Raw genomic sequence first — 16,536 nt, 5'->3', positions numbered from 1 at the left:
GGCCTGAACGCTCACGCAGCGCAGACGGCTGCTCCGGCATCTCGCAGCAGCATTTTCGCGATGCTGGATGCAGGCATCGGCCGGCTGAAATAGTAGCCTTGCGTTTCGGCGCAGCCGTCTTCACGCAGGATGTCCAGCTGCTCCCTCGTTTCGACGCCTTCGGCGGTCGTGGTCTTGCTCAAGCTGACTGCGAAACGAACGACTGCTCGCGCGAGATGTTGCGCCTCTGCCCTCGCGCTGGTCAGTTCGCTGACGAAGCTGCGGTCGATCTTGATCTTGTCGAACGGGAATCTTTGCAGAAAGCTCAGAGAAGAATAGCCGGTGCCGAAATCGTCCAGGGCGATTCGCACACGGAGCTGGCGCAGCTGACCGAGGGCCTCGAATACAGCTTCGCTGTCATGCATGATCGCTGTCTCCGTAACTTCGAGCTCGAGCCTGTGCGGCGCCACACCCGAACTCGCCAGCGCGCTGACAACGACCGGCACAAGCTCCTTGCTCCTGAATTGAGCGGGAGACAGGTTGATCGCGATGCTGAGATCGACAGGCCATTTTGCGGCTTCCGCACAGGCCGTCCTAAGGACCCATTCCCCCAGCGGCACGATCAGGCCGGTCTCTTCCGCAAGCTGGATGAATTCGCCCGGCATGACCAGACCTCGCTGCGGGTGATGCCAGCGCAGCAGGGCCTCGAAGCCCCTGGTCTTACCGGTCGCGGCGTCGATGAATGGCTGGTAATAGAGCTCGAAGTGACCGCCGGCAAGCGCATCGCGCAAGTCGCGCTCCAGATTCCGTCGCGCATGCATGATCTCGTCGAGTTCCGGCTCGAAGAAACGGAATGCGCCACGTCCACCATTCTTGGCCGAGTAGAGGGCGAGATCGGCGCTCTTCATGATCGCGTCGGGATCATTGCCGTCACGCGGCGCGATGGCAATGCCGATGCTGGTGCCTACGGTGACCCGGTGATCGCCGAGGTCGAAGGGTTTGCAAAGCGCCTTTCTGATGTTCTCGGCGAGGGTCGCGGCCTCCACGGCCGGGCTGGTCACGTAGTCGATCACCGCGAACTCGTCCCCGCCCAGTCGGGCGATCAACGCCGTTTCCGTGGTGCATTCGCGCAAACGCGCCGCGACGGCGCGCAGCAGGGAATCGCCCGCCGGATGTCCAAGCGTGTCATTGACTTCCTTGAAGCGATCGAGGTCAAGCATGAGCACGGCAAGATCAAGACCACCATTGCGCGTAACTGCAATGGCATGCTCCATCCGCTCTCTGAGCAGCACCCGATTTGGCAGGTCGGTCAACGCATCGTGTTGCGCCATATGGGTGATTTTGGCCTCGGACCGGCGTTGCTCCGTAACATCAAGATGCGTGGCCACCCATCCGCCGCCGGGCATCGGCTGTCGCGTCACGCAGATCAACCGACCATCCGCAAACTCGTCGATCCTGCTCGAGACTGTGTCGAACGGCAATGCAGCCAGTCTCGAGATGTATTGCCCGGCAGCGCCCTCGCTCGTATCGCCCTTGAGGATGCCGTTCACAACGCGGTGCTTGACGATGTCGACGTGCGGCGTCCCCGTCTTCAGCAGTTCCGGCGGCAGCCGATAGAGCAGGGCATAGCGCTCGTTGCAGACGACGAGCCGCTTCTCCGTGTCAAACATGCAAAGGCCCTCGACCATGTTGTTGATGGCCGTGTCGAGCCTGATCTTCTGGTCCTGGATTTCCTTTTGCGAATCTTCCACCTGTTGCCTGGCAAACGAAAGCTGAGTGATAACTTCCTCGAATCGGCTGGTTCTGGTCGCAAGCCGGCGATCCGCCAGCACGCCCACAAAACTCATCCCGAGCACCGACAGGGCCACGCCCGCGATTGCCACGGCGAGGAAGCCGGGAGAAAGCGACAGTGTGTCGCTTGCCAGCGTCGGGTCTGGAACGATCTGTACCGCCCCCATAGCCGTGAAATGATGCGACACGATGGCGAGCGTCAGCAGCAGCGCCGCAGCGAAGGTCCCCCACCTGTCCTTGCGACCCAGGGCGACCGCAAGTGCGGCGTAGCCTAGGACCATGCCGAGGGCGATCGAGATGAGCACCAGCTCCGGCGACCAGGTCACGCGACCAGGCACTTCGAGGGCCGACATGCCCAGATAGTGCATGCTCGCAATACCGCCGCCGATGATGCCGCCACCGGCAGCCGCGCGCCAGCGGCCGGGCCTGCCGACGGCAACGCCAAAACCTGCCGACGTCAGGATCATCGCTGCGGCGAGCGACAAAGCTGTCAGCGTGATGGCGTAACCGGTCGAGACGCCGGGCTCGTAGGCAAGCATTGCCACAAAATGCGTTGCCCAGATTCCATAACCGATGGCGGCGCCGGCGACCGCAATCCAGATCAGTCGCGTCCAGGCGCGCGATGCGTTCGCTCGATGAAAGATGCTGACGGCAACAATGCTTGCGGCGAAGCAAACCAGACCGGCGAGCATGACAAGCCGCCAATCGTGCTCTGCCGTGAGGCAGGTAAAAACGCGGAACATCGAAATCGCCTCCCTCGTCAATAAGCTCGACGATTGATCCGATTGGCTTTGGTCACGTTAATTTCTTGCAATGCCCGGTTGCATGCCTATCGGGAGGTAAACCCAACCTCGACAATGGCGCCGTTTGGCGGTAGCCGGTGCGGGCGAAGGACTTAATTCTCGTGGAACCACGGGTTTAGGCGGGCCCAAGGCTCCATCCGCTTGAATTAACCCGGTGCTGCTTAGAGGTGCCCGCGGATTCGTTTGCGGCCGGTGATCATCGCGCGGATCAGGTTCTCGCGCTGGAGACGCCCCATCAACAGCACGCCCAGGACGTGCAGCACGACCAGGACGATGACCGCGTCGGATGAATAGTGGTGGGTGTCCTCGATCCACCAGACGCCGAAGAAAGTGACGGTCACCGACATCGCGCCTGATATCGTCGAGACCGCGAGCGAGACCAGCAGCGCCACCAGCATCAACGTGCCGGCGGGATTGAGCCCGATATAGCGGCCGGTGATGCCGCGGCGCAGATTCCAGAGATAGCGTGGCGCGGCCCGAAGCCTGATGCCGACCATGCGGAAGCGCGAATAGCGGCTTCCCCAAAGACCCCAGACCAGACGGAACGCAAGAAGCCCGAGCACGGTATAGCCGACGATGCGGTGAAGTCCGTCATAGACGGTGGGCGTGAACCACGCGGCCAGAACGCAAGCCGCGAGCGCCCAGTGCCAGAGCCGCAGCGGGAGGTCCCAGACCGCGACTGTCCGCGAAGCGGCTCGATCCGCGGGGGTCCGGTTGGACCCCCTGCGTATTTGCGGTACCGTTTCATCGATCAAGCGAGGACCACCCTCAGGCCTAACTTTGCGCAGTTCATTTGGCGCGAGCCGTCTCGCGCGGTCTACTTCGCAATCGTGTGCTTCAGGCTCAGATCTTCGGGGCTGTAGAACAGCTCGTAAAGCTTGCCTTCCTTGACGCCGTAGACCTCGTAGCACGACCCTTCGATCTTTGAGCGCCGCACCTCGTAGCCGAGCGTCTTGGCCTTGGCTTCGGCTTCGCTCGCCGGCTTCCACGACGCCTTGTCGAGCTTGGTGCAGTCCTTGAAACCATCGGCCAAGGCTGCCGATCCCATGCCAATCCCGATCGTCAATGCAACGGCAGCAACACGAATAACCTTCACGAACGTCTCCTCTTCTGTCGTGGGCGCTACGCCTGAGGCGAAGCGGGACCGAAGGAAGCAAAGCACATGATGAAGTCAATGCGGTTCAGAAGCAGTTGGCTTTAGAGTTATTCTAACGATCCGAAAAAGCTCAGCGCTCTCCGTATGCAGCGCGTGTTTACAGCGACACTGCGGCCTTACGTCTCACGGTTTGATGGCAAGCAGATCGGGCGCGCCGCTCAGTAGCCGGCAACCGCCATCGCGACGACGGCACTTAGCGCCATCCATCCAAAATGCCGGCCGCGCGTGGCCCATGCGTTGGCGAAAGCAGCGAAGCCGAACACGCCGGCCATGGTGACGACGATCCAGTGGCGCGCCGGCTCCGATTGCATCCAGGGCGCCGCGATCAGGAGCGCACCTCCGCCGATCCAGGCGACGGTCGAGGCCTGCCACACCAGGCGGATCAGGGTGCGGAGCCGTTCCGGCTCTATGCGGGCGCGGGCAAAGACCTTGGTCTCGCCGAGAATGCCGTGAATGAGGGCCACGGCAATGGTCACGACCCCGGCGCACTGGAGCAAGAGATCACGCATCGTCAAAGCTCCCTGCAAATTTCGTCCATACAGTTGTGTATGGTGAGATAGGCGCTGGCCTGCCGGCTGTCAATACACTAGTGTATGGTTTGCATCCGGAATCCGACATGGCAGAACAGCTGAACGCCGACGACTGGATCAAACGGGGCCTGAAGGCGCTAGCGAGAGACGGCTTCACCGCGCTGAAGGCCGATCCGCTGGCGAAAGCCATGGGGGTCTCGCGCGGCAGCTTCTATTGGCATTTCGCCGATCTCGGCGCATTCCATGCCGCTCTCCTGAAGCGCTGGCGCGAGATCGCGGCCGAGCAGATCATCGCCGATGTCGAGGCGGATAGCGACGAGCCGCTGAAAGCGCTGCTGCGCAGGACTTTTGGCGCGCGGCTCGACCTCGAGCGCGCGGTGCGGAACTGGGCGGCCTTCGATGCGGCGGCACAGACGGCGGTGCGTGCCATCGACCGGCGCAGGCTCGACTATATCGAAGAGTTGCTGAGGAAGCGCGGGTTCGAGGCGGCGACGGCGCGAGCCCGCGCCCAAATCCTGTACTGGACGTTTCTCGGCTTCGCCCTGTCGGGCCCGCCATTGCCGGCCGCGCGGCTCGAGGGCCTGCTCGACGAGATCCTGCGGATGGCTTCGGCTTGAGCGACGCAATGGGCTGCTACGATTTTTTATGCTAAAGGCAACCGACCGCCGGAGACCCCCATGAACGCGCCCACCGAACGCCCCGAAGCCAGCGTCGATCCCAAATTGCTGGAGATTTTGGTCTGCCCGCTGACCAAGGGCCCGCTGGAGTTCGATTCTGCAAAGCAGGAGCTGATCTCGCGCAGCGCCAAGCTCGCCTATCCGATCCGCGACGGCATTCCGATCATGCTGCCGGAAGAGGCCCGCAAGATCGATTGAGAGACTTGTGGCCCGATGAGAGACTTGTAGCCCGGATGGAGCGCAGCGAAATCCGGGGTTCCTCGTATGACGCAGCGGCGCCGGAATACGCTGCGCTCCATCCGGGCTACCGAAAATCCTACAGCGCCTCGCCCTTCAACAGCCGCGGTATCTCACCGGTCAAACCCGCGGCTTGGCGGATAAAAAGATTCTTCAGCGGCGGGGCGCGATCGACGAGGCCGAGGCCGATGTCGCGGACGGTGCGCAGCAAGGTGGACTGGTTGGAGAACAGGAAGTTCAGCGAGTTGGTGGCAACGCCCATGGCCATGGTGTCGAAGCGGCGCCAGCGCTGGTAACGTTCGAGCACGTCGGCGGCGCCGATATCCATGCCGAGCCGCGCGGCATCGACCACGACCTCGGCCAGTGCGGCGACGTCCTTCAGTCCCATGTTGAGACCCTGGCCCGCGATGGGGTGGATGACGTGGGCGGAATCGCCGACAAGCGCGAGGCGCTGGGCAATGAAGGAGCGTGCGACGAAATAGGACAGCGGAAACGCGCGCGGCTTGTCGAGCGCCTTCACCTCGCCGAGATGCAGGCCGAAGCGCTGCTCGAGCTCGCCGTGAAATTCCTCATCGCTCAACGCAATGATACGCGCGGCTTCGCTGCGGCGCTCGGTCCAGACCAGCGAGGAGCGCTTGCCCGAAAGCGGCAGGATCGCGAACGGGCCCGCCGGCAGAAAATGCTCTTCGGCGCGGCCTTCATGATCGCGATCATGGCCGACGGTGACGACGATGCCGGATTGATCGTATTCCCAGCCATGGGTGGCGATGCCGGCGCGCTCGCGCAGTTTCGACTTCGCGCCGTCGGCCGCAACCAGGAGGCTCGCCGCAATGACGCTGCCGTCGCCGAGCGTCACATCGATGCCCTCGGCCCGCGCGTCGTAAGACGACACGGTGGTCGCGCGGAGATCAATGCCCTCGGCCTCGGCGCGGACCACCAGCGCATCGATCAGGCGGCGGTTCTCGACCATATGCGCGAAGGGCTCGCCCGGCGCGACATCGCCGGCAAAGTTGAGGAACGCCGGACGGGTGGCGTCTTCCAGCTTGGAATCGGTGACGGCCATGTCGAGGATGGGCTGCGCCTCGCCCCTGACGTCATCCCAGGCGCCGATCGCCTCGAACAGGCGGCGGCAGGCGGCCACGATCGCGGTGGCGCGCGGGTCCCGGCTCGGACGTGTGGAGAGCGCGGGGTCGGCGACGATGACGGGGATCTCGGGGCCGAGTCCCTGGCGCAACGCCACAGCCAGCGCCAGGCCCGCAAACGCGCCGCCACCGATGACAATGCTACCCTGTACCGACATATCCAATTCCCGGCTAAATCCTGGCCTTGCTAGCAGACTTGAGGTGGGCGAAACAGTGCGGTGAAACAAGGGCGGAAAGCCCCCATTGTGTCATTCCGGAGCAGCGAAGCCGGGGCGGCAAGGCGAAAGCTGAATTCCATGTCCAAGAGCCTGATCGACCTCATCTCGATCCTCGACCTCGAACAGCTCGAGGTGAATCTGTTCCGCGGCAACAGTCCGAAGACGAGCTGGCAACGGGTGTTCGGCGGCCAGGTGATCGGGCAGGCGATGGTTGCAGCGTGCCGCACCGTCGAGGGCAGGCTGCCGCATTCGCTGCATTGCTATTTCGTCCTGCCGGGCGATCCGCAGATCCCGATCATCTACCAGGTCGAGCGCCTGCGCGACGGCAAGAGCTACTCGACGCGACGCGTCACCGCGATTCAGCACGGCAACGCGATCTTCTCGATCATGGTGTCGTTCCATGCCGAGGAAGAGAGCGCGTTCGATCACCAGGACAAGATGCCCGACGTGCCGCGGCCGGAAAAGCTGACGGCGGAGGAGGTCGCGAAGCAGCCGATGTTCAAGGAGATGCCGGAGTTCATCCGCCGCTACTATGAATCCGACCGTCCGATCGAGCTGCGCCCGGTCGAGCTCGGCCGCTATTTCGGCCAAAAGATCGAGGACGGCCGCATCCATGTCTGGATCAAGACCGCGGCAACGCTGCCGGACGATCCGGCGCTGCACATGTGCGCGCTGGCCTACGCGTCCGACTTCTCGCTGCTCGACGCGATCATGGCGCGCTACGGCCGCACCCTGTTCGACAAGCGCATGATGCCGGCGAGCCTCGACCACGCGATGTGGTTTCACCGCCCGTTCCGCGCCGACGAATGGCTGCTCTACGCACAGGATTCGCCAAGCGCCCGAAGCGGCCGCGGCTTGACCCGCGGCTCGATCTTCAAGCCCGACGGCACGCTGGTGGCTTCCGTCGCGCAAGAAGGCTCGGTGCGCGAACGGAAAGCCTGAGAGGCATAAGCACGATCGATCGCGCTTATGCCTCTCGAGGTCAGGTCCGGAGCGATCCTCGCGGAGCCAGGACGGTCTCCGACGCGAACCAGTTCATGATCCAGCGATACACCCACGGGATCGGGATGATGAAGCCGCAAAGGAATGCAGCCACGATGCCCCGCCAGAGAATCCCGAGACCGCTGCCGTTGAAGACGATCTCGCGCCGCGTGCCTTCGATGCTGCGGCAGAACCAGCGCATTTGAGCCGCGGCGACCCAGGCCCAGCCGATGATGGTGATGATGGAGATCGCAAACAGCAGGCTCCAGCCGACATAGGCCCAGACCGTGCCGGTGAAGCTCAGGCCGAGCGGCTGCCCGTTGGAGGCGAGGTTCGCGACCATCCATTTGATCAGGAGCCAGTAGAGAACGATCTGGGCGATGAACAGCAAATTGCTCAGCAAGGGGACGCCGATCAACCCGATCACGATCGCCAGCACGATGAAGCCGAAATACCAGGGCACCAGCGCCATCGCATTGCCGGTGAAGCTGAGATTGGGCCGTCCGGGGACCTTCACGCAGGACACGATCCATTTCGTGTACCAGACGAACACCCACGGCACCGGGATGATGAAGCACATGCCGATCAGCATCACGATGCTGCGCCAGGTGAACTCGAGGATGCCGAAATCGACCGCCAGCGATCCTCCGGTGCCACCGCCGCCGTAACCCCCGGAGCCCATCATGGGCGGGCCGCCAGCCGGCATCATCGGGGGCGCACCGCCGCCGCTGATCAGGCCAGGGATTTCGGCCGCCTTCTGCCAGCCGGCCATGCCCTCCGACCACACCAGCGTATCGGGGCGCACGACTCCCTGGGCGACGAGGTCGCGGAATTGCCCTTCCTGGTAGGGCCCCTGCTGCTTGCCCTCGGATGCGTAGAACCAACTCGCCATGAAGCGTCCCCCCTCAAACATAGTTTTGTACCGGCCGCGACGCTTGGGTTCATCGCATCCATGCCAAAAACGCATTGTGGAGGATGAACGGCTGCCCTGTACAGAGGCGGCCGTTCACATAGCCCAACGATTTTCCGCTTCAATCTGCAACTTTTTTATGCCATTTGCCCGGAAAGATGCCAGATTGACGCAGCGCCGGGGACATACGGCGCGGCGCATCCCGGGGAATAGGCCTGACCATGAAACTCGTCGTCGCGATCATCAAACCCTTCAAGCTCGATGAAGTCCGCCAGGCACTGACGGCGATCGGCGTCCACGGCATGACCGTGACCGAAGTGAAGGGCTATGGCCGCCAAAAGGGCCACACCGAGATCTATCGCGGCGCTGAGTACGTGGTGAATTTCCTGCCGAAGCTGCGGATCGAGATCGCGGTCGCCTCCGATATCGCCGAGAAGGCGGTCGCCGTCATCACCGCGACCGCGCGCACCGGCCAGATCGGTGACGGCAAGATCTTCGTCACGCCAATTGATCACGCGACCCGCATTCGCACCGGCGAGACTGACAGCGACGCGCTCTGATTCTTGCTTTGACGCGTTTTCCTTTCGCGAACCGGTATCCACTTCGCGCGAAAACGCTCTTCTTCTTCGATCGCACCGGGCAACGGCGCCACGGCGTGCGACGCAATCAATAGCTGGGGGAAACGACATGGCGGGATTGTTGCGCCGCGCGGCTGCTATGGCCGCGCCGATCGGGCTTGTGTCGATCATGGCTTCGCCGGCGCGCGCCGCGGGCTCCGAGATCAACACCGCCGACACCGCCTGGATGATCGTCGCCACCGCATTGGTGCTGATGATGACGATCCCGGGGCTCGCGCTGTTCTATTCCGGCATGGTGCGCAAGAAGAACGTGCTCGCCACCATGGCGCAGAGCCTCGCCGCGGTGACGATCATCTCCATTCTCTGGGTCGCCTTCGGCTATTCGCTGTGCTTCGTCGGCGACGGCCCATGGATCGGCACGCTCGACCGCTGGTTCCTCGCCGGCATGACCATGGACAGCGTCAACCCGGCGGCGAAGACGATCCCGGAAGCGCTGTTCATGCTGTACCAGATGACGTTTGCGATCATCACGGTGGCGCTGGTCGCGGGCGCGGTCGCCGACCGGATGCGGTTCTCCGCCTATCTCCTCTTCTCGGTCGCATGGTTCATCTTCGTCTACATTCCGCTGGCGCATTGGGTGTGGGGCGGCGGCTTCCTCGCGAGCATGGGCGTGCTGGATTTCGCCGGCGGCCTGGTGGTGCATCTGTCGGCCGGCACCGCCGGCCTCGTCGCGGCGAAGGTGATGGGACGCCGTCACGGCTACGGCACCGAAAATCTTTCGCCGTTCGATCTGTCGCTCGCGGTGATGGGCACCGGCCTGTTGTGGGTCGGCTGGTTCGGTTTCAACGGCGGCTCGGCGGGCGCAGCCAATTCGCGCGCGGTGCTGGCGATCATCGCGACCCATCTCGCAGCCTGCTCCGGCGCGCTGACCTGGGGTGCGATCGAATGGTCGACGCGGCGCAAGCCGTCCGTGCTCGGCATGATCTCCGGCGCGGTCGCCGGCCTCGGCACCATCACGCCGGCCTCGGGATTCGTGGCGCCCTGGCACGGTATCGTCATCGGCGTGATCGCAGGCCTCGTCTGCTACTGGGCCTGCACCTGGCTGAAGCACCGGTTCGACTATGACGATTCGCTCGACGTGTTCGGCGTCCACGGCATCGGCGGCCTGACCGGGACCCTGCTGGCCGGCGTGTTCGCAACCAGCGCCATCGGCGGCACCGCCGGCCTGCTCGAAGGCCATCCGCAGCAGCTTCTGATCCAGCTGTATGGGGTCGCCGTCACCTTCGTCTGGTCGGCAGGCGTGAGCTTCGTCCTGCTCAAGCTGGTCAGCCTGTTCGTGCCGTTGCGCGTCTCCCGTGAGCACGAGCTCGAAGGGCTGGATATTTCGCAGCACGGCGAAGCGCTGCAGTAATTGGGCTTGCGCAACACATAAGCACGTGCTTATGTGTGGCCATGATCGAAGCTGACATCTTCAAGGCGCTGGCCGACCCGACCCGCCGCAAGGTCTTTGAGAAGCTTGCCGGCGGAAGCCTGAATGCGAGCGCTTTGCGCGACGGATTAGAGATCAGCCAACCGGCGATGTCGCAGCATCTTGCGGTGCTGCGCGGGGCGGGCCTGGTGCGCGAACAGCGGCAGGGCCGCTTTGTGAATTACGAAGTCGATCCCGAAGGAATTCTCGCCATCGGGACCTGGCTTGCGCGGTACCGCGCCTATTGGCCGAAACGCATGGATGCCCTCGCCGATCTCTTGAAGGAGATGGATCAATGAGCGACGCCGCGAAGCCTGATCCCTCCGACGCAGCTCTCGTCCTCGAATATGAATTCGATGCGCCGCCGGCCAAGGTCTGGCGCGCGGTGACCATTCCGGCGTTGCGCGAGCGCTGGCTGCCGGATTGCGACCTTGCGGGCGCCGAGCCGGAATCATCAATCCCAGGCCAGGAGGTGCGCTACCGGCTTCGCGATTCCGAACCGCCGTTTCGCGAAAGCCATGTCATCTTCCGGATCGAACCGAACGAGGATGGCGGCACCCGCTTCCGCATCATCCAGCAAACCTGCATGAAGCTGCCGCAGCCGGCCAACAACAATGGCTGCCTGATGCGCGCGGCCGCCTAACACCAACACCACTTCACCACCCGCAGACATGGAGGTCGCCGATGCGCGACATGCTTCAGCTCGTCCCTATGGTCGTCGAACAATCCGCCCGCGGCGAACGATCCTTCGACATCTATTCGCGCCTGCTGCGCGAGCGCATCATCTTCCTCAACGGCGAGGTCAATGATGCGATGTCGGGCCTCGTCTGCGCGCAGCTCTTGTTCCTGGAGGCGGAGAATCCGAACAAGCCGATCAATCTCTACATCAATTCCTATGGCGGCGTGGTCACCGCTGGCCTTGCGATGTACGACACCATGCAATTCATCAAGGCGCCGGTGCATACGCTGTGCATGGGCACCGCGCGCTCGATGGGCTCGTTCCTGCTGATGGCCGGCGAGCCCGGTCACCGCGCCGCCCTGCCCAATGCGAGCCTTCACGTGCATCAGCCGCTCGGCGGCTTTCAGGGCCAGGCGTCCGACATCCTGATCCATGCCACCGAGATGCAGGAAACCAAGCGGCGCATCATCCGGCTCTATGCCCAGCATTGCGGGCGCCCCGAACCGGACGTGGAACGGACCCTGGACCGCGACCACTTCATGACCGCGCAGCAGGCGGTCGACTGGGGGCTGATCGACCGGGTGTTCACGGAACGCAGCGCCGCCTGACGGTCTCTGCCTGCAACCGTCCGGCGAGCTCGCCCCGCTTAAGCTGTTTGGCCGGTTACGCGCATTCCGTGAGCACAAGTGCGGGGGGTCCGATATTTCGCCGCACGACAAGCCCTGCAACAGGCGTCCGCCTTACGGAAATACCGTTCTGCTGCCCGACGCATGAGCATCAATGTGTCGGCAGCTTGACGTGCCTTTATTTTAATCAGGCATGGTCAGGTATTGAGCGCGGCGTAATAGCGCACCGCACCGCACTACGCGTCAAACGCGAAAACACCCGTTTTCATAGTCCGTTAGCCAACACGCCCGATCTGGCACGGCATTTGATTCTAAGGGTCCTGGCTGTGCCCGCGTAGTGAACTTTCTCCCTCGTGGCGAACCAGTCGAGAAACGCCCGGCCACGTCCGGACCGGGCCCAAGCGGGGATAGGACCCATGAAAATTGTTATGGCGATTATTAAGCCATTCAAGCTGGAAGAAGTCCGTGACGCCCTGACCGCCATCGGCGTTCACGGTCTCACGGTGACGGAAGTCAAGGGATATGGCCGCCAGAAGGGCCATACGGAAATCTATCGCGGCGCCGAATATGCCGTGAGCTTCCTGCCCAAGATCAAGATCGAGGTCGCTGTCGCCTCCGACCAGGTCGACAAGACCATCGACGCCATCACGACCGCCGCGAAAACCGGTCAGATCGGCGACGGCAAGATCTTCGTCATCAATCTCGACCATGCGGTTCGCATCCGCACCGGCGAGGCCGATGCTGCGGCCCTTTGATTTCGCGCTCAATCAAAATTCAATCAGGAGTAAATGAAATGACGTTTAAGCGTCCCTATGGCGCGGGATTGGCGGCTCTCGCAGTCGGCCTGTTCGCTGCGACCGCAGCCTATGCCGAGCCAACGGTCAACAAGGGAGACAACGCCTGGATGCTGACATCGACAGTGCTCGTGCTGTTGATGACGATCCCCGGCCTCGCGCTGTTCTACGGCGGCCTCGTCCGCTCCAAGAACATGCTCTCGGTCCTGATGCAGGTGTTCTACACCGTCTGCGTCGTCACCGTGATCTGGGCCGTGTACGGCTACAGCCTCACCTTCACCGGCGGCTCGGACTTCATCGGCGGCTTCTCCAAGGCCTTCATGATGGGCGTCACCACCGACTCGAAGGCTGCGACCTTCTCGGTCGACGCCAACATCTCGGAGCTCATCTATATGTGCTTCCAGATGACCTTCGCAGCGATCACGCCCGCCCTCATCGTCGGCGCCTTTGCCGAGCGCATGAAGTTCGCGGCGATTGCGCTCTTCATCCCGCTCTGGGTCACGCTGATCTACTTCCCAATCGCGCACATGGTCTGGTATTGGCCCGGCCCGGACATGATCCAGGACGCTGCCAAGGCTCTGGCTGCTGCGGCTGATGGCGCGGCGAAGACCGCGGCGCAGGCCAAGCTCGACGAGATCAACGCCGACGCAGGCTGGATCTTCAAGAAGGGCGCGATCGACTTCGCGGGCGGCACCGTGGTGCACATCAACGCCGGCATCGCAGGCCTCGTCGGCGCTCTGCTGATCGGCAAGCGCGTCGGTTACGGCAAGGAGCTGATGGCTCCGCACTCGCTGACCATGTCGATGATCGGCGCCTCGCTGCTCTGGGTCGGCTGGTTCGGCTTCAACGCCGGCTCCAACCTCGAAGCCAATGGCGGCGCAGCGCTTGCCATGACCAACTCCTTCGTCGCCACCGCAGCCGCCGCGCTGTCGTGGATGTTCGCGGAGTGGATCATCAAGGGTCACCCGTCCGTGCTCGGCGTCATCTCCGGCGCTGTCGCGGGCCTCGTGGCCGTCACGCCTGCCGCCGGCTTCTCCGGCGTGATGGGTGCGATCGTCCTCGGCCTCGTGGTCGGCGTGGTCTGCCTGTTCTTCTGCACCGTCGTGAAGAACGCGCTCGGCTACGATGACTCCCTCGATGTGTTCGGCGTGCACTGCGTCGGCGGCATCATCGGCGCCCTCGGCACCGGCATCCTCGTCAATCCGGCGTTGGGTGGTGCGGGCATCATCGACTACACCGCGATCCCGCCGAAGGTTGCCGATTACGACTTCGCAGCGCAGATGATCTCCCAGGTCTGGGGCGTCGGCACCACGCTGGTGTGGTCGGGTATCGGTTCGGCGATCCTCTACAAGGTCGTCGATGTGATCGTTGGCCTCCGCGCCAATGTCGAGAGCGAGCGTGAAGGCCTCGACATCACCGAGCACACCGAGCGCGCCTACAACATGTAAGTCTCCTCCCGGGCGCGGCCTCCTCGGAGGTCGCGCTCACAACTACGGTTTGGGGCACATACCCGGCAATGTCCCGGCCGTTGAGGGGCTCCAGCGCAAGTTGGAGCCCCTTTCTTTTTGGACCCGAGCACCGCTGGGCCGTCATAAGTTAAATTGCATTGCTGCGAGCTTGTTGAATATCATGCTCCCCATTTGGAGCAGGATTTCATGCGTCTGCCCTATTGCCTGGTCTGGTGCTTCCTGTTGCTCGCTTTGTCGAGCCTCGATGCCCGTGCGGACAAGCGCGTCGCGCTGGTGATTGGCAACGGCGCCTACCGAAACGTTCCCACGCTCGCCAATCCGACCAATGATGCGGCCGATGTCGGCGCGGCCCTCAAGCGATCGGGGTTCGATCCTCTGGTCGCGACCGACCTCGACCAGTCCGCCATGCAGGACACCATTCTTCGCTTCGCGCGTGAGGCTCGCGGCGCCGATGTCGCCCTGTTCTACTACAGCGGGCACGCGCTCCAGTTCGCCGGCGTCAACTATCTGGTGCCTGTCGATGCCGTCGTTCGCGACGAGGTCGATCTGCGCCGCCTGGTACGCGCCGACGAGATCCTGGCGGATCTCCAGCAGGCGAAGAACCTGCGCATCCTCGTGCTCGACGCCTGCCGCGACAATCCATTTGCCGACGAGTTGCGGCGAAACGTCGGACAGGGCCGTGGCGTCACCGTCTCTCGCGGCCTCGCCAAGATGGAAAGTCCCGAGGGCACCATCATTTCCTACGCGACACAGGCCGGCCGGACTGCCGACGACGGCAGCGGCCGCAACAGCCCCTATACCAGCGCGTTCCTGGAGCACATCGGCGACAAGGGCAACGTCAACACGGTATTTCAAACGATCAGCGCCGGCGTCTACCAGCGCTCCAAAGGCTTGCAAGTGCCGGAGCTGTCGCTGTCGTTCTTCGGCGAGTTCTACCTCAACGGCAAGCCCGAAACGGCGGCGTTGTCTCCTGCGACGCCTCAGGTCGATCCCTGCGCGGAGGCCAGCGACCATTGGCGTAGCGCGGAAGCGCTAGGAACGCTCGCGGCGTTCAAGGATCACCTCGCACGCTTCCCAGCGTGCGCGTTCGCAGATTTGGCGAAATCACGCATCGAGACTTTGGCGAAACCATCAGACGCCGCCAAGCGCGTAACCGCGTTCGATGGAACCTGGATCGCGAAGGAAACTTGCGAGAACAAGCCCCCGTTTCCCGAGGCCTATTTCCAGTATGCGCTGCGCGTCAAGGATGGCGTGCTGCACACTCTCTCCGGGGAAGAGGGCAAGCCCGGTGCCACAATCTATGACGGGAAGATTGAAGCGGACGGCAGCGCGACTGTCACCGTCAACGGGCTGATTGGCGAAAAGGATCCGCTTCGCCGCACCGCCGGCGCGCCCTATCAGTACAAGCTGGCACTCGAGCTGAAAGAAACCACCGGCGCCGGCGTCCGCACCGAGACCGGCCGACCGTGTCGGATGGAGCTCTCCAAGCTGACGACACCGAGCCCCGCTGCAAGTCCGGGCCAACCTGATTCGAAGCGGCCGACCAAGCGCGACGACAAGAGGGCCGTGCTGCCGCCAGATCAGGCCGGAGCAGGGCAACCACGGCAGACCGGAAGCGGCATGAGCTGTTCGTTCATGCGAAGCAGGTGCGCCACGGCGTGCGTCAGTATGGGCGGCCGCGCGGATTGCGCTTCAACCGCTTGTCCACGGCTGGAAGCCGAGTGCATGAGCAGCGGTTGCTGGCGCGGCCGGGGATTCAACGGCTGCGGGCTTGCCAAGCGATAGATGCACGAACCGGCTGCGGATGGTCTGCCTTTGTCCGCTCGCAAAGAAAAAGATTGCCATTCCGCACCGCTGGCGCAGAAATATCGACCACAAGAAACAACAAAAGGGAGGTCGTCATGCGTTTGGAAGGCGGATGCTATTGCGGCGAAGTGCGCTATGTCGCCGAGGGCGACCCAATGATGCAGGCGCAGTGTCATTGCCGCGAGTGCCAGTACATCTCGGGCGGCGCGCCCAACACCTTCATCGCGATGCCGGCGGCCGGCTTCAGCTACATCGCCGGGCAGCCCAAGCAGTTCACCCGCAAGGACCTCGAGCGCGCCGTCACGCGCGAATTCTGCGCCGAATGCGGCACCCATCTGGTGACCAAGGTTCCGGGACTGCCGGCTGCGATCCTGAAGGTCGGCACGCTGGACGAGCCTGCGCAGTTCCATCCGCAGATGGCGATCTACACCTGCGACAAGCAGGACTTCCATGCGATCCCCGCGGGCATGGCGACATTCGAGAAGCTGCCGGCGCACTAGAGCCGCAATGACGGCGCGCTCCCTCCCCCGCATGCGGGGGAGGGCTGGGGAGAGGGTGCCTCAACATCGGGACAGTCCCTGTTTGGAGAGAACCCTCACCCACGCCTCCGGCGCGACCTCTCCCGCAAGCGAGGGCTTTGCGTAAATCGCGAATCTGCGATTCTCTAAGAGACATCTGAAGAGGATCTGGGG

The 16,536-nt window shown here is 63.3% G+C and carries 18 protein-coding genes; 12 read left to right on the top strand and 6 right to left on the bottom strand.

The window, feature by feature from the left end; genetic code table 11:
- Positions 1 to 11: 11 nt before the first annotated feature.
- The 4 genes from AC0L3K_RS32990 to AC0L3K_RS32975 all read right to left on the bottom strand — a co-directional run bounded on the left by AC0L3K_RS32990 (position 12) and on the right by AC0L3K_RS32975 (position 4,238).
- Entirely contained in the window at positions 12 to 2,513 is a 2,502-nt protein-coding gene (locus tag AC0L3K_RS32990; protein WP_354200345.1) for an EAL domain-containing protein, read from the bottom strand.
- Between the two features lie 221 nt (positions 2,514 to 2,734).
- A complete protein-coding gene (locus tag AC0L3K_RS32985) occupies positions 2,735 to 3,328 on the bottom strand; it encodes a cytochrome b/b6 domain-containing protein (RefSeq protein WP_354200344.1) in 594 nt (197 codons plus the stop codon).
- Between the two features lie 62 nt (positions 3,329 to 3,390).
- Complete coding sequence (locus AC0L3K_RS32980) at positions 3,391 to 3,669, bottom strand: PepSY domain-containing protein (protein WP_219681881.1); 279 nt, start codon at positions 3,667 to 3,669, stop codon at positions 3,391 to 3,393.
- 218 nt (positions 3,670 to 3,887) lie between these two features.
- Positions 3,888 to 4,238: a hypothetical protein gene (locus AC0L3K_RS32975; RefSeq protein WP_007598653.1), complete on the bottom strand. Its 351-nt coding sequence runs from the start codon at positions 4,236 to 4,238 to the stop codon at positions 3,888 to 3,890.
- A gap of 107 nt (positions 4,239 to 4,345) precedes the next feature.
- Between AC0L3K_RS32975 and AC0L3K_RS32970 the strand changes: the two genes are divergently transcribed.
- Together AC0L3K_RS32970 and AC0L3K_RS32965 are read left to right on the top strand one after the other, a co-directional pair.
- Positions 4,346 to 4,876, top strand: coding sequence for a TetR/AcrR family transcriptional regulator (locus tag AC0L3K_RS32970; protein WP_354200343.1), 531 nt, complete (start codon positions 4,346 to 4,348; stop codon positions 4,874 to 4,876).
- 60 nt (positions 4,877 to 4,936) lie between these two features.
- Entirely contained in the window at positions 4,937 to 5,134 is a 198-nt protein-coding gene (locus AC0L3K_RS32965; RefSeq protein ID WP_007598651.1) for a Trm112 family protein, read from the top strand.
- A 118-nt stretch (positions 5,135 to 5,252) separates the two neighbouring features.
- Here AC0L3K_RS32965 and AC0L3K_RS32960 read toward each other — a convergent pair whose 3' ends face one another.
- Complete coding sequence (locus AC0L3K_RS32960) at positions 5,253 to 6,473, bottom strand: ubiquinone biosynthesis hydroxylase (RefSeq protein WP_354200342.1); 1,221 nt, start codon at positions 6,471 to 6,473, stop codon at positions 5,253 to 5,255.
- Between the two features lie 138 nt (positions 6,474 to 6,611).
- Between AC0L3K_RS32960 and tesB the strand changes: the two genes are divergently transcribed.
- On the top strand, positions 6,612 to 7,475 hold the full coding sequence (gene tesB, locus AC0L3K_RS32955; protein WP_219681884.1) for an acyl-CoA thioesterase II: 864 nt from the start codon (positions 6,612 to 6,614) through the stop codon (positions 7,473 to 7,475).
- A 40-nt stretch (positions 7,476 to 7,515) separates the two neighbouring features.
- Here the strand turns inward: tesB and AC0L3K_RS32950 are convergent, their stop codons facing one another.
- Positions 7,516 to 8,406 (bottom strand): DUF4339 domain-containing protein, encoded by an 891-nt coding sequence (locus AC0L3K_RS32950; protein WP_354200341.1) that lies wholly within the window; start codon positions 8,404 to 8,406, stop codon positions 7,516 to 7,518.
- 239 nt (positions 8,407 to 8,645) lie between these two features.
- Here AC0L3K_RS32950 and AC0L3K_RS32945 point away from each other — a divergent pair, with 239 nt between their 5' ends.
- The 9 genes from AC0L3K_RS32945 to AC0L3K_RS32905 all read left to right on the top strand — a co-directional run bounded on the left by AC0L3K_RS32945 (position 8,646) and on the right by AC0L3K_RS32905 (position 16,344).
- Entirely contained in the window at positions 8,646 to 8,984 is a 339-nt protein-coding gene (locus AC0L3K_RS32945) for a P-II family nitrogen regulator (RefSeq protein WP_007598647.1), read from the top strand.
- A 127-nt stretch (positions 8,985 to 9,111) separates the two neighbouring features.
- Positions 9,112 to 10,413 carry an ammonium transporter gene (locus AC0L3K_RS32940; RefSeq protein WP_354200340.1) on the top strand — a complete coding sequence of 434 codons (1,302 nt, stop codon included), beginning with the start codon at positions 9,112 to 9,114 and terminating at the stop codon, positions 10,411 to 10,413.
- Positions 10,414 to 10,454: 41 nt separating this feature from the next.
- Positions 10,455 to 10,769 carry an ArsR/SmtB family transcription factor gene (locus AC0L3K_RS32935; protein WP_035993871.1) on the top strand — a complete coding sequence of 105 codons (315 nt, stop codon included), beginning with the start codon at positions 10,455 to 10,457 and terminating at the stop codon, positions 10,767 to 10,769.
- Positions 10,766 to 11,113 (top strand): SRPBCC family protein, encoded by a 348-nt coding sequence (locus tag AC0L3K_RS32930; protein ID WP_473367589.1) that lies wholly within the window; start codon positions 10,766 to 10,768, stop codon positions 11,111 to 11,113. The genes AC0L3K_RS32935 and AC0L3K_RS32930 overlap by 4 nt, the downstream gene beginning before the upstream one ends.
- A gap of 41 nt (positions 11,114 to 11,154) precedes the next feature.
- Positions 11,155 to 11,757, top strand: coding sequence for an ATP-dependent Clp protease proteolytic subunit (locus tag AC0L3K_RS32925; RefSeq protein WP_007598643.1), 603 nt, complete (start codon positions 11,155 to 11,157; stop codon positions 11,755 to 11,757).
- 434 nt (positions 11,758 to 12,191) lie between these two features.
- Positions 12,192 to 12,530, top strand: coding sequence for a P-II family nitrogen regulator (locus AC0L3K_RS32920; protein WP_007598642.1), 339 nt, complete (start codon positions 12,192 to 12,194; stop codon positions 12,528 to 12,530).
- Positions 12,531 to 12,568: 38 nt separating this feature from the next.
- A complete protein-coding gene (locus tag AC0L3K_RS32915; protein ID WP_007598641.1) occupies positions 12,569 to 14,017 on the top strand; it encodes an ammonium transporter in 1,449 nt (482 codons plus the stop codon).
- Between the two features lie 207 nt (positions 14,018 to 14,224).
- A complete protein-coding gene (locus tag AC0L3K_RS32910; protein WP_219681886.1) occupies positions 14,225 to 15,823 on the top strand; it encodes a caspase family protein in 1,599 nt (532 codons plus the stop codon).
- A 116-nt stretch (positions 15,824 to 15,939) separates the two neighbouring features.
- On the top strand, positions 15,940 to 16,344 hold the full coding sequence (locus AC0L3K_RS32905; protein ID WP_007598639.1) for a GFA family protein: 405 nt from the start codon (positions 15,940 to 15,942) through the stop codon (positions 16,342 to 16,344).
- The last annotated feature ends 192 nt before the right edge of the window (positions 16,345 to 16,536 follow it).

This window comes from Bradyrhizobium sp. MI1.10 (assembly GCF_055811035.1).
This window is presented reverse-complemented; position numbering and strand designations above follow the sequence as displayed.

Bases quoted from the DNA above. Each gene is read 5' to 3' on its own strand.
- tesB (WP_219681884.1), top strand. From the start codon at position 6,612: ATGTCCAAGAGCCTGATCGACCTCATCTCGATCCTCGACCTCGAACAG.
- AC0L3K_RS32965 (WP_007598651.1), top strand. From the start codon at position 4,937: ATGAACGCGCCCACCGAACGCCCCGAAGCCAGCGTCGATCCCAAATTG.
- AC0L3K_RS32910 (WP_219681886.1), top strand. From the start codon at position 14,225: ATGCGTCTGCCCTATTGCCTGGTCTGGTGCTTCCTGTTGCTCGCTTTG.
- AC0L3K_RS32970 (WP_354200343.1), top strand. From the start codon at position 4,346: ATGGCAGAACAGCTGAACGCCGACGACTGGATCAAACGGGGCCTGAAG.
- AC0L3K_RS32930 (WP_473367589.1), top strand. From the start codon at position 10,766: ATGAGCGACGCCGCGAAGCCTGATCCCTCCGACGCAGCTCTCGTCCTC.
- AC0L3K_RS32945 (WP_007598647.1), top strand. From the start codon at position 8,646: ATGAAACTCGTCGTCGCGATCATCAAACCCTTCAAGCTCGATGAAGTC.
- AC0L3K_RS32925 (WP_007598643.1), top strand. From the start codon at position 11,155: ATGCGCGACATGCTTCAGCTCGTCCCTATGGTCGTCGAACAATCCGCC.
- AC0L3K_RS32975 (WP_007598653.1), bottom strand. From the start codon at position 4,238: ATGCGTGATCTCTTGCTCCAGTGCGCCGGGGTCGTGACCATTGCCGTG.
- AC0L3K_RS32915 (WP_007598641.1), top strand. From the start codon at position 12,569: ATGACGTTTAAGCGTCCCTATGGCGCGGGATTGGCGGCTCTCGCAGTC.
- AC0L3K_RS32940 (WP_354200340.1), top strand. From the start codon at position 9,112: ATGGCGGGATTGTTGCGCCGCGCGGCTGCTATGGCCGCGCCGATCGGG.
- AC0L3K_RS32950 (WP_354200341.1), bottom strand. From the start codon at position 8,406: ATGGCGAGTTGGTTCTACGCATCCGAGGGCAAGCAGCAGGGGCCCTAC.
- AC0L3K_RS32905 (WP_007598639.1), top strand. From the start codon at position 15,940: ATGCGTTTGGAAGGCGGATGCTATTGCGGCGAAGTGCGCTATGTCGCC.
- AC0L3K_RS32960 (WP_354200342.1), bottom strand. From the start codon at position 6,473: ATGTCGGTACAGGGTAGCATTGTCATCGGTGGCGGCGCGTTTGCGGGC.
- AC0L3K_RS32990 (WP_354200345.1), bottom strand. From the start codon at position 2,513: ATGTTCCGCGTTTTTACCTGCCTCACGGCAGAGCACGATTGGCGGCTT.
- AC0L3K_RS32935 (WP_035993871.1), top strand. From the start codon at position 10,455: ATGATCGAAGCTGACATCTTCAAGGCGCTGGCCGACCCGACCCGCCGC.
- AC0L3K_RS32920 (WP_007598642.1), top strand. From the start codon at position 12,192: ATGAAAATTGTTATGGCGATTATTAAGCCATTCAAGCTGGAAGAAGTC.